This is a genomic window from Pedobacter sp. Bi27 (assembly GCF_918698255.1).
Taxonomy (GTDB): Bacteria; Bacteroidota; Bacteroidia; order Sphingobacteriales; family Sphingobacteriaceae; genus Pedobacter.
Genome location: NZ_CAKKMW010000003.1, coordinates 169,489 through 181,427 on the forward strand (window position 1 = coordinate 169,489; position 11,939 = coordinate 181,427).

The 11,939-nt window shown below is 39.8% G+C and carries 13 protein-coding genes; 3 read left to right on the plus strand and 10 right to left on the minus strand.

The genetic code is table 11. The features are described 5' to 3' along the window. Nucleotides 1-74: 74 nt before the first annotated feature. The 9 genes from accC to pdxA all read right to left on the minus strand — a co-directional run bounded on the left by accC (nt 75) and on the right by pdxA (nt 8,641). Nucleotides 75-1,415 (minus strand): acetyl-CoA carboxylase biotin carboxylase subunit, encoded by a 1,341-nt coding sequence (accC, locus tag LQ227_RS10840; protein ID WP_029274147.1) that lies wholly within the window; start codon nt 1,413-1,415, stop codon nt 75-77. Between the two features lie 98 nt (nt 1,416-1,513). Continuing rightward, a complete protein-coding gene (accB, locus tag LQ227_RS10845) occupies nt 1,514-1,990 on the minus strand; it encodes an acetyl-CoA carboxylase biotin carboxyl carrier protein (protein ID WP_029274148.1) in 477 nt (158 codons plus the stop codon). A gap of 172 nt (nt 1,991-2,162) precedes the next feature. After that, nucleotides 2,163-3,161: a beta-ketoacyl-ACP synthase III gene (locus LQ227_RS10850; RefSeq protein ID WP_230149351.1), complete on the minus strand. Its 999-nt coding sequence runs from the start codon at nt 3,159-3,161 to the stop codon at nt 2,163-2,165. An 18-nt stretch (nt 3,162-3,179) separates the two neighbouring features. Next, entirely contained in the window at nt 3,180-4,118 is a 939-nt protein-coding gene (gene plsX, locus LQ227_RS10855; protein ID WP_029274150.1) for a phosphate acyltransferase PlsX, read from the minus strand. A 101-nt stretch (nt 4,119-4,219) separates the two neighbouring features. After that, entirely contained in the window at nt 4,220-4,411 is a 192-nt protein-coding gene (gene rpmF, locus LQ227_RS10860; protein WP_025143959.1) for a 50S ribosomal protein L32, read from the minus strand. 15 nt (nt 4,412-4,426) lie between these two features. Next, nucleotides 4,427-4,957: a DUF177 domain-containing protein gene (locus LQ227_RS10865; protein ID WP_230144388.1), complete on the minus strand. Its 531-nt coding sequence runs from the start codon at nt 4,955-4,957 to the stop codon at nt 4,427-4,429. A gap of 159 nt (nt 4,958-5,116) precedes the next feature. After that, complete coding sequence (locus LQ227_RS10870) at nt 5,117-5,959, minus strand: sulfurtransferase (protein WP_230144389.1); 843 nt, start codon at nt 5,957-5,959, stop codon at nt 5,117-5,119. A gap of 185 nt (nt 5,960-6,144) precedes the next feature. Continuing rightward, nucleotides 6,145-7,323 (minus strand): nitrate/nitrite transporter, encoded by a 1,179-nt coding sequence (locus LQ227_RS10875; protein ID WP_230144390.1) that lies wholly within the window; start codon nt 7,321-7,323, stop codon nt 6,145-6,147. A 238-nt stretch (nt 7,324-7,561) separates the two neighbouring features. Then, entirely contained in the window at nt 7,562-8,641 is a 1,080-nt protein-coding gene (gene pdxA, locus LQ227_RS10880; protein WP_230144391.1) for a 4-hydroxythreonine-4-phosphate dehydrogenase PdxA, read from the minus strand. Nucleotides 8,642-8,835: 194 nt separating this feature from the next. On the opposite strand from pdxA, the gene rsmA reads away from it, so the two are divergent. Both rsmA and LQ227_RS10890 read left to right on the plus strand, forming a co-directional pair. After that, nucleotides 8,836-9,621: a 16S rRNA (adenine(1518)-N(6)/adenine(1519)-N(6))-dimethyltransferase RsmA gene (rsmA, locus tag LQ227_RS10885; RefSeq protein WP_230144392.1), complete on the plus strand. Its 786-nt coding sequence runs from the start codon at nt 8,836-8,838 to the stop codon at nt 9,619-9,621. A 79-nt stretch (nt 9,622-9,700) separates the two neighbouring features. Then, nucleotides 9,701-10,300: a thioredoxin family protein gene (locus tag LQ227_RS10890; RefSeq protein ID WP_230144393.1), complete on the plus strand. Its 600-nt coding sequence runs from the start codon at nt 9,701-9,703 to the stop codon at nt 10,298-10,300. A 121-nt stretch (nt 10,301-10,421) separates the two neighbouring features. On the opposite strand, the gene LQ227_RS10895 is transcribed toward LQ227_RS10890, so the two are convergent. Next, complete coding sequence (locus LQ227_RS10895) at nt 10,422-10,703, minus strand: ATP-dependent Clp protease adaptor ClpS (protein ID WP_029274160.1); 282 nt, start codon at nt 10,701-10,703, stop codon at nt 10,422-10,424. Nucleotides 10,704-10,857: 154 nt separating this feature from the next. On the opposite strand from LQ227_RS10895, the gene LQ227_RS10900 reads away from it, so the two are divergent. Beyond that, nucleotides 10,858-11,904 carry a 3-oxoacyl-ACP synthase III family protein gene (locus LQ227_RS10900; RefSeq protein ID WP_215124980.1) on the plus strand — a complete coding sequence of 349 codons (1,047 nt, stop codon included), beginning with the start codon at nt 10,858-10,860 and terminating at the stop codon, nt 11,902-11,904. Nucleotides 11,905-11,939 lie beyond the last annotated feature (35 nt).

Sequence of the window (11,939 nt, forward strand, 5' to 3'; positions counted from 1 at the left end):
AATCTAAAACAATGAAAAAGGCTATCCAAATTATTTGAATAGCCTCTTCGTATATTAAGTATAGAAATGCTTTATTATTCAGAAAACTCGAACGTTTCCATAAATTTCGTAGTGAAATTTCCCGCCCTAAAGTTTGGATCTTTCATCAACTGAAGATGGAATGGAATAGTTGTTTTTACACCTTCAATTACAAATTCGCCTAAAGCCCGCTCCATGGTACAGATTGCCTCTTCGCGTGTTTGTGCCACACAGATTAATTTAGCAATCATCGAATCGTAGTTAGAAGGAATTGAATATCCTGCATAAACGTGCGTATCAACGCGAACACCATGGCCACCCGGAGAGTGGAAATTGGTGATCCGTCCTGGTGATGGACGGAAGTTATTTGCTGGATCTTCTGCATTGATACGGCACTCGATTGCGTGCATATCAGGGAAGTAGTTTTTACCCGAAATTGGAATTCCGGCAGCAACTTTAATCTGTTCTTTGATTAAATCGAAGTTGATTACTTCTTCCGTAACCGGATGCTCTACCTGGATACGGGTGTTCATTTCCATAAAGTAGAAGTTACGGTGTTTATCAACCAGGAATTCAATTGTTCCTGCTCCTTCGTAATTTACGGCCATCGCACCTTTAATAGCTGCTTCGCCCATTCTTACACGGAGTTCATCTGTCATAAAAGGAGAGGGAGATTCCTCTACCAATTTCTGGTGACGGCGTTGAATAGAACAATCGCGTTCTGATAAGTGACATGCTTTGCCAAACTGATCTCCGATAATCTGGATCTCGATGTGACGTGGATCTTCGATATATTTTTCTAAATATAAACCATCGTTACCAAAAGCTGCACCAGATTCCTGACGGGCACTATCCCATGCATTTTCGAAATCTTCATCTTTCCAAACTACCCGCATACCACGGCCACCACCACCGGCGGTTGCTTTTAGAATAACAGGGTAGCCCATTTCATTCGCAATTGCAATACCTTCTTTAACGCTGGTAAGCAAACCTTCAGACCCTGGAATGGTTGGTACACCGGCAATTTTCATGGTTTCTTTTGCAGAGGCTTTATCGCCCATGCCATTGATCTGCTCTGGAGTTGCACCAATAAATTTGATGTTGTACTCGCGGCAGATGTTAGAAAACTTAGCATTTTCTGATAAGAAACCATAACCTGGGTGTATGGCATCGGCATTGGTTAATTCTGCTGCCGAGATAATATTTGGAATATTTAAATATGAATCTTTACTAGGAGGGGGGCCAATACAAACAGCCTCATCAGCAAAACGTACGTGTAAACTTTCGCGATCTGCGGTAGAGTAAACAGCAACCGTTTTGATGCCCATTTCCTTACAGGTACGGATAATACGCAAAGCGATTTCACCCCTGTTGGCAATTAGTATTTTTTTAAACATAATTTTTAATTTAGGATTGCACTGATTTTAAGGATTACACCGATTTGGTCGGTATCATCACAAATCTGTGAAATCAAATTAATCTGTGAAATCGGCTTCTAAATAGGTTCTACTAAAAATAACGGTTGATCGTATTCTACCGGTGATGCATTATCAACCAGGATTTTAACGATACGGCCAGAAACTTCGCTTTCAATCTCGTTGAAAAGTTTCATTGCCTCAATAATACAAACTACTTTACCAGTGCTAATTTCGTCGCCAACATTAACAAACATTGGCTTGTCTGGGCTAGCTGAACGGTAGAACGTACCGATCATTGGCGATTTAATCGTAATGTATTTTGAGGTGTCTTCTGCAGCCGGTACAGCAGGTGTTGCTGCGTTTGGAGCAGTAGGAGCTGTAGCAACAGGGGCAGCAGCCTGTACAAGCGGAGCCTGTGGTACGGTAGCATGCACAACTGTTGGTGCTTGGTTTGTTTTGATCGTGATTTTGAAGTTTTCCTGCTCAATAGCAACTTCATTTACTCCAGAACGAGAAACAAATTTAATCAGTTCCTGTATTTGTTTGATATCCATTTTTTAGGCTAGTTATGTAAAAAATAGTGTTTATTGAATTAACTAAGTTATACTTTTTTTGTTTTATTTTTCTTTGCAACCGCTTAAGGTTGATGGTTTAATGGCTCATCGTTAATGGTGATGTGCTTAATTAAGCAGCTGATTAACTCCGAGCTCCAAGCTCCCAACTCAATTACTCAGAGTCGTAAGCCCATTTAAGGTATACCGAACCCCAGGTAAAACCACCACCAAATGCAGCTAAAACGATGTTATCGCCTTTTTTCAGTCTGCTTTCCCATTCCCATAAACATAAAGGAATTGTTCCGTTGGTTGTATTTCCGTAACGTTCGATGTTGATCATTACTTTATCGGTAGTAACACCCATACGGTTTGCAGTGGCATCGATAATGCGTTTGTTGGCCTGATGAGGTACTAACCATGCAACATCATTAGCGGTTAAGCTGTTGCGTTCCATAATTTCGGCAGCAACATCGGCCATATTGGTTACTGCAAATTTGAATACTGTTGGGCCTTCCTGGTGTGCAAAATGTAGTCTTGCGTCAACAGTTTCGTGTGTTGCCGGCATAACCGAACCACCTGCTTTCATGCCCAGGAAATCTCTTCCCGAACCATCTGTTCTCAGGATGGAATCCTGAATACCGAAACCTTCTTCATTTGGCTCTAATAAAGCACAACCGCAACCATCACCAAAAATGATACAGGTTGTACGGTCTTCGTAGTTGATGATTGATGACATTTTATCGCCGCCAACAACTAAAACTTTTTTGTGTCTTCCTGACTCGATAAATGATGCACCGGTAGAAAGCCCGAAAAGAAAGCCAGAACAAGCGGCCTGTAAATCGTAACCCCAGGCATTTGTAGCACCGATTTTATCAGCTAAAACGTTTGCTGTTGCAGGGAAAGTGAAATCTGGAGTAGTGGTGCAAAAGATAATCAGTTCAATTTCTTTTGCATCAATTCCCCTCTTTTTAAGTAAACCATTTACGGCATGAACAGCCATATCGGAAGTACCTAAACCTTCTCCCTTTAAAATTCTACGTTCTTTAATTCCCGTTCTGCTGGTAATCCATTCATCCGAAGTATCAACCATGGTTTCTAACTCTGCGTTTGTAAGCACATAGTCGGGAACGTAACCATTTACTGCTGTAATAGCAGCGTGAATTTTACTCATTTTAAGAATTTTAATAAATTATTTAAATGCCATTCTAATCTTTTCTACCAATCCTGTAGTGATCATTTCTCTGGATTGTAGAACCATATTTTTAACAGCTAGCGGACTAGAAATTCCATGTCCGATAACAACGGGAGCGTTAACGCCTAGAACCGGACTTCCACCGTATTGTTCATAATTAAAACGATCGAAGAACTCATCTTTAAGTCCCTTTTTGATGGTAAGTACGTAAAACGATTCTGCTAATTTTAGCATTATATTTCCGGTAAAACCATCGCACACAATTACATCGGCTTTATCGTTAAATAAATCTCGTCCTTCCACATTGCCCACAAAGTTGAAAAGGTTGGTTTCTTTCATTAACGGAAAAGTAGCCATGCTTAGCATATTTCCTTTCTCATCTTCTTCGCCAATATTTATCAGGGCAACTTTCGGATCATTTATCTGCAAAAGATTTTCTGCATATAAACTGCCTAAAACACCAAATTGTAATAAAATATCGGGTTTGCAGTCGGCATTAGCACCTACATCTAACAGTAAGCCAGTACCACCTTTAATTTTTGGAAGAATTGTACATAAACAAGGGCGGATAATGCCCGGAATGGTTTTAACGCTAAAAACTGCGCCAACCAACATGGCTCCAGAGTTACCAGCACTTGCGAAAGAATCGATTTTGCCTTCTTTTAAAAGGTTAAAACCAACTGCTATGCTCGAATTTGGTTTCTGAACGATTGCTTTGGTGGGATGTTCGCCCATACCAATTACTTCATCAGTATGAACGTATTCAAAATGATCTGGATTAAAACCTTCTTCTGCAAGAATGGGTTTAATCTGTTCGGTATCGCCAATAAGAACTAAATGCTCTCCAGCGTTAAGCGATTGATGAGCAGCTATTGCTCCCAAAACAATTGCTTTGGGAGCATAGTCTCCGCCCATTATGTCGAGGCCTATTTTCATAGAAAAAATCTGTTTGTGTTAAGTCAGGTGTAATCCTGAATTTTTCAGTTGACTAAGGTATGACTAAAGCCGCTGAAAACACAAACAATTTTTTAAGAAAATTACCCTATCTGAGTATTTTCGATAACCAGTTTGCCGTTGTAGTATAAGTTACCATCAACGTTGTAAGCACGGTGAGGTACGTGAATAGCACCTGTTGCCGAGCATGTTGCTAAAGAAGGAGTAACCGCTTTATAGTGTGTTCTTCTTTTATTTTTTCTCTGTTTCGAGATTTTCCGTTTTGGATGTGCCATTGGTGTATAATCTAATTATTTTTTTAACTTATTAAGGGCTTCCCAACGTGGGTCGCTTGTTTGTTCATTTTCTTCAGCCTGCTTTTCGATCGATAATTGATTTAAACGGTCAATCATCTCCTGATCGCAATCTTTATCTGCCTGCTCGCAGTTTTTGATATAAGGTACCGCTACATTAATCATTTCGTATAGAGGACCCGATATATCAATCTCGGTATCTTTACGGCTTAGCGAAATAATTTCTTCGTCATCGCTCTCCAGTTCATCTTCAGCAAACTTTACAATCTGCCTTTCATAAAGATTTACAGGTAACGAAAACTCAGATAAACATTTATCGCAATCTAAATTAACTGTGCCAATAACTTTGAATTTTAGAAGCAACATGGTCTCTTGTTTCTCAAGTTCCAGGTCTACTTTTAAATTTCCACTTTTAATTAACGAATACTCAAATGCATTAAAAAAGGCGTCATCAAGCTCATAATCAAACTGATGAGTTCCCAATTTTAATCCGGTAAACGGTAATGAAAATTGTTTTAGTGGGTTCAAAGTACTGTAAAATTTTAGCCTGCAAATGTAGGGATAAAATAATTAGATTAAAAATGTTTTTTAAAAATTGTTGATGTTAATCGGACAGGTTTTCAGAATGTTAATCGAAATACTGAAAGACCTTACAGGTTTCTGAAACCTGTAAGGTATGTAAGAAGGTTAGTCTGCCAATACCATTTCCTTGTTATTTCTGCTCCACTCGCTCCAGGAACCAACATAAAGCTTAGGGATGGGTAAACCGGCATAATCCATAGCTAATAGCGTATGGCAGGCGGTAATGCCCGAGCCACAATGTACAATTACGTTTTCGGGTTTAACGTGGGCCAAAGCTTCAGCATATTTTTCTTTCAATATTTCAGGGGCCAGGAAAGCACCCGTAGCATCCAAATTTTCGGTATATGGAATATTTGCCGCACCAGGGATATGCCCTGCAATTAAATCGATAGGTTCGGTAAGGCCTGCAAAACGGTTGGCATCGCGCACGTCAATCACAATATAATCGTCGGTTTTGGCAACTTTTTCTACCTCATTGATATCTGATAACGGTAAGTTCCATGCTGTGATTTCGTATTTTTCGACAGATTTTGGAATTTCTACTTTATCTGTAGTCGGAAAACCTGCTTTAACAGCCGCCTGAAAGCCTCCATCAATTACCTGTATTTTTTCATGACCGATTGCTTTTAGCATCCACCACAGCCTCGCAGCGGCGTTACCGCCGTTTTTATCATCGTAAACAATCACATGGCTGTCTTTTGTGATGCCAAGTCGCTGTAAAACAGCAGAAAACTGGTCGAATGTTGGTAAGGGATGCCTTCCGCCAATGGCAAAATCGCCAATGTTGGCTAAATCGTTATTTACATCAGCAAAGAGCGCACCAGCAAGGTGTTGCTCGTCATATCTTGCTTTTGATCCGGCACTGGCATCGATAATTACGATTTCATCGTCTTGGTTTAACCAGGTTAATTCTGCTGGTTTTATAATGGGTGATAATTTTGTGTTCATCTATGTTTTTTAGGGATAACTAATGTAATTATAATTCCAGTAATTAATATTGGAAGCCATATAAAAGAATATTCTCCAGTCTTACTAACTTTAGTGTCTATTTCGTGGCGATAAGAAAAAGGCATCATAGCGAAAACCCCATCAAAACTCTTATTACAATTAATATAATCCCAAATAGGCGCATTTTAAGTTGTTTTTCTTATAAGTGCCCATAGCCCCAAAACTGGACCAACAGCCAAAACCATATAAAGATAATGCGAATTCATTTCTTTTGCCAAAAGATTAATCACCTGGATGCTAATAATCGTAATGGCAAAGCCGATACAATTTACCAGTGTTAACGAAGTTCCCCGCAGGCTTTGGGGGGCATGTTTGGCAATTAAAGAAGAAAACAAGGGCGAATCGGCCGTGCCAGACAAGCCCCAGCAAAATAAAAATACAAGAAAAGGATATATCGAGCCGCAGAATAGGAAAAGCGGCGAGAGCAGGCAGCATAAGCCCGAAATGGACAGCGCAATGGTGGCAATCCGTTTTGCACCAAATTTTTGTGAGAGCAAACCGCCGATCATGCAAGATAAACCTCCCGATGCGATAATTAAGAACGAAAACAGCGGTATATTTAAAGTTGCATGTGCATGTTTAGTATTGTAAAGCAACAGCATGCCGGGTAAAAAAGCCCAAAAGGTATAAAGTTCCCACATGTGCCCGAAATAGCCGAAAGCAGCAGATCGAAAATCAGGATTTTTAAAGCCATTAAAACAAGAGCGGAAATCGAATTTCTGTCCGGCAGTTCTAAATGGACCGTTTGGCACAAACCATAAAATAGCAATTGCACCAATCAGAGATAATCCCGAAGTAGCAAAGATTACGTAGTGCCAGGGAAAATTTGCTGTAAATGTTTTTAATAGATGAGGGAAGGCAGTGCCGAAAACCAAAGCACCAACTAAAAAACCCAACGATTTCCCTAGCCCATCTTTAAAGTAATCGGATGCTATTTTCATGCCGACAGGATAAATTCCAGCCAACATAAAACCAGTTAAAAAGCGAAAAAGCAACAATAAACGGACATCGGCTAGTTCTAAACAAATGCCCAGATTAAACAAGGCAGCTGCAATTCCGCAGATAAAGAACACTTTTGAGGGTGAAAAAATATCGGAAATGGCAAAAAAAGCGAAAACTAATGTTCCGCTGATGAAACCAAACTGTACCATGCTGGTGAGGTTGGCCAATAGATTTGTTTCTGTTGGGAAGCTTTTAACAAAATCTGGTAATACCGCATTGCCAGCAAACCACAGCGATGTACAGAGAAACTGTGCAATAACAATTGTGGGAAGAATGTAATTGGGTTTTTTAGTGCCGCTCATTTTGAATTTGATGCACAATTTTACCTAAAATAAACCTGATAGTAGTGGAAATATTTTTTGATATGGTGCTTCGACAAGCTCAGTATGAAAATCACAAAAAGATTGGAACGCATAGCAGGACTTTCGGAACCTATGAAACACAAGACCATGCTTTGCAAAAAAAAAAATGACCACCTAAGCTGCCTTACAGATCTGAGTTTAATAAAACTTTGGTCTTTCAGCTTTAGTCTTTCTACTTTTAAGAAGCATCATCTTTAATATCAAACTGCGTTTCAACCACTTTTCCACCTGTACGCAACTGATTGCCCAGCATTTCTTCTTGCTCCCTACGTTTTTTTACAATATGGATGGCCGAAAACAGTGCTTCGGTAAATGAAGTAGAATCAGCCAGGTCTTTACCCGCAATATCGTAGCCCGTTCCATGATCGGGAGAAGTACGCACGAAGTTTAAACCGGCGGTATAATTTACGCCATTATGGAAAGCTAATGTTTTGAAAGGAATTAAGCCCTGGTCATGGTACATGGCCAAAACGGCATCAAACTGTTTGTAGCTACCATTGCCGAAAAAGCCATCAGCAGGGTATGGGCCAAAACAAACAATACCTTTATCGTAGGCTTCCTGAATAGCCGGTGTAATAATTTCAGCCTCTTCGGCACCCAATAAACCATTATCGCTGGCATGTGGGTTTAAGCCTAAAACGGCAATTTTTGGTTTTTCGATCCAAAAATCTTTTTTCAGGCTTTCGTTAATCAGTTTTAGCTTACCGATAATTTTCTCTTTTGTAATCGAGGTTGGAACATCTTTCACCGGAATGTGACCAGTAACTACACCTACGCGTAAATTTTCGCTGATCAAAAACATCAGCACATCTTTACTGCCACTTTTTTCCTGCAGGTATTCGGTATGGCCGGGAAAAGCAAAAGTTTCTGATTGAATGTTATGTTTATTGATCGGAGCAGTAACCAGTGCATCGATATCGCCATTTACCAGATCGGCTGTTGCACGCTCAAGTGATAAAAGTGCATATTTTCCGCCTGTTGCCGTAACCTGCCCCAATTCGATTTTCACATCCTCTTCCCAGCAATTAATCATGTTTGCCTTTTTTGGCTGTGCCTGGTTGGCATGGCTAACTACATTAAAACTAAAATCGCCCAGGTTATTTGCTTTTCTATGAAAAGATGAAACCTTGGTATGGCCATAAACAATCGGTGTGCAATAATTTAAAATGGCAGGATTAGATAATGTTTTAATGATTACCTCTAAACCTATGCCGTTTACGTCGCCTATACTGATGCCAATTTTAAGTTTATCGCTCATAATTACTGGAAAATTTTAGCGCAAATTACTGATTTTCGTTTAAACAGGTGCTTACCGGATAAAAATTAGTTATTTTGTACAAAATAGAGTAGCCACAGAAACACGGTTTACACGGAAAAGAAATAGGATAATCTCATTCTTCGATAAAATTTTTCTGCGATTTCTGTGCCTCCGTGGCAAAATAAAAAGAAAAGATGAGTTTAGTAAAAGCGAAAAAACATTTAGGCCAACATTTTTTAACCGATAAAAGCATTGCCAACCGCATTGTAGAGGCATTGGTAAATACCGATAAATACAATCAGGTTTTAGAGGTAGGGCCAGGGATGGGAATTCTATCTGATTTTTTGCTGCAGCGTAAAGACTTAGAAACTTATCTTATCGATATCGATACCGAGTCTTTCCATTTTTTAAATGAAAAGTATCCCCAGCTTGGCGATCGATTGATTAATGGCGATTTTTTGAAACTCGATTTGAATGCTATTTTTCCAGGTCAATTTGCCATTATTGGTAATTTTCCATACAATATATCTTCGCAGATTTTATTTAAGATTTTAGATAACCGCAACAAGGTTGTAGAAATGGTTGGGATGTTTCAGAAAGAAGTTGCCCAACGTTGTGCTTCACCTGCTGGAAGTAAGGATTATGGAATTCTGAGTGTATTTCTTCAGGCCTATTATAAAATCGAATACCTGTTTACGGTTAAGCCGGGTACTTTTAATCCACCTCCAAAAGTACACTCTGCAGTAATCCGTTTAACCAGAAACGAAGTGGAGACTTTAGACTGTGATGAAAAATTATTCTGGCGGGTGGTTAAGGCGGGTTTTAACCAGCGGAGAAAAACTTTGCGTAATGCTGTTTCTGCGGTGATGCCTAAGGATAAAATGGACGATCATATTTATTTTGAGAAACGCGCAGAGCAGTTAACTGTTGCAGATTTTGTGGCTTTAACGCAGCATGTGAGTAAGTTGATGGAGGTTTAAATCCGCGAAGCGATTCTTGCAAATCCGTGATTATTTTCATTGAATTTCTCCTTTCCTTTGCGACATAATTTTAAACATCATGGTTAATTACAGCGAAATTTTCAGCACACAAGGAATGGATTATCAAACCTATCGTGCATTGATTGATCAACTTCTATTAGAGGGAAAGGCTACTGGTGATGTAACTTACGATTTGCACTATACTAAAATGAATGTGCAAAGGATGAATCGCGTGGATAAAACAGTTAGCTTAACCGATGAGTTGACTTCGACCATTGATCATCTTAAAGAAAATTATAAATTTTTAGTGATTACCGAAGGCTGGTGTGGCGATGCTGCCCAGATTGTTCCGGTGTTCAATAAAATCGCGACTGCGTCATTAGGTAAAATTGATCTGAAATTTGTGCTTAGAGATAAAAATTTGCCCTTAATTGATGCGCATTTAACCAATGGTGGAAGAGCTATTCCGGTTTTAATTGTGTTAAACGAATCAGCAGATCAGGTTTTAGGAACCTGGGGCCCAAGGCCACAAATTTTGCAGGAGCTTTTAAAAGAGTGGAGAAAAGAAAGTACTGAAATGCCAATTTTGGCAGAAAAACTTCACGGCTGGTACGCTAAAGATAAAACGCAGACTACACAGGCCGGATTAAATGAACTGTTGGAGGGGTTGGAAGGGTAATACCTGTGACTGCGTTCTTCGCAGGTCGTCATCCTGAATTTATTTCAGGATCTTAACAACTGGATAGATGCTGAAACAAGTTCAGCATGACGATTCGTAGAAAAAATCTTACTTCGTAAATTTAATCAACAGAAACAGTTAGTCCCTCTTGCTGTAAAATTTTACGATAAACTTCCATCTCAGTAAATGAACCTTCCAAAACAGGGCATTTTCCATCATTATGTACTTTCCAGGCAATTTTTTCAGCCTGCGATTCGTTATAATCGAGATATTTCATCATGCAGTAGATCACATGATCGAAAGTATTGATATCATCATTCCACAAAATAAGGCGATGTACGGTTTTTAGGGAAGTTAAAATTTCTTCGAGCGTAAAGGTCTCTTCTTTGGTTTCTGTAGACATGGCGCAAAAATAAACAATAATTTAGAAGATTTTAGGTATTGGACTGAGATATTAGATTTTAGGATATTGCGATGAAATCTCACGGCTCAAATCGCAGCGCTCATATCTTTTTTAATTAACTAACTTTGTTTAACCAAATTATAATAACACGAGTATGCACCAGTCTAAAATAGCCGGAATAGGTTACTACGTTCCGAAAAATGTATATACCAACGATGATTTAAGCCGTTTTATGGATACCAACGATGCGTGGATCCAGGAACGTACCGGTATTAAAGAGCGCCGTTTTGCCGATCGTAACGAGGAAACCACTACCACCATGGGTATTGAGGCAGCCAAAATCGCGATTGAAAGGGCTGGGATTACTGCGAAGGATGTCGATTTTATAGTTTTTGCCACATTAAGCCCCGATTATTATTTCCCGGGTTGTGGCGTATTATTGCAGCGCGAAATGGGCATGGGTGAAATTGGTGCTTTAGATATCCGCAACCAGTGTTCGGGTTTTGTTTATGCCCTTTCTGTGGCCGATCAGTTTGTAAAAACAGGTATGTATAAAAATGTGCTGGTAGTGGGAAGCGAGAAACATTCGTTCGCGATGGATTTCGAAACCCGTAGCCGTAATGTATCGGTGATTTTTGGCGATGGTGCTGGCGCTGTGGTATTACAGCCTACAGATGAACCCGGAAAAGGGATTTTAAGTACGCATTTGCATAGCGATGGTGCCGATGCCGAAATCCTGGCTATGTATTATCCAGGTTCTCACGCCAATAAATGGTTGAAAGATAAACCTGCCTATCCTGAACAGGAGTTGGGTGGCTTATTTATGACGCAGGAAATTTTGGATAGCGGTGCCGCTTTACCTTATATGGATGGGCCATCGGTTTTCAAAAAAGCGGTGGTAAAATTTCCTGAAGTAATTAAAGAGGCTTTGGCCGCAAATAATTTAACGGAAAAAGATATTGATATGTTGGTGCCACATCAGGCAAACCTGCGTATCAGCCAGTATGTACAGCAGTTGTTGGGTCTAAATGATGATCAGGTTTTTAATAATATCCAGAAATATGGAAATACCACAGCAGCTTCTGTTCCTATCGCCTTGTGCGAAGCCTGGGAAGCAGGCAAAATTAAAGATGGCGATCTGGTTTGCCTTGCCGCATTCGGATCGGGCTTTACCTGGGCCAGCGCACTGATTAGGTGGTAACCATAGATTCGTCATTTCGAGCGAAGTGCAACGCG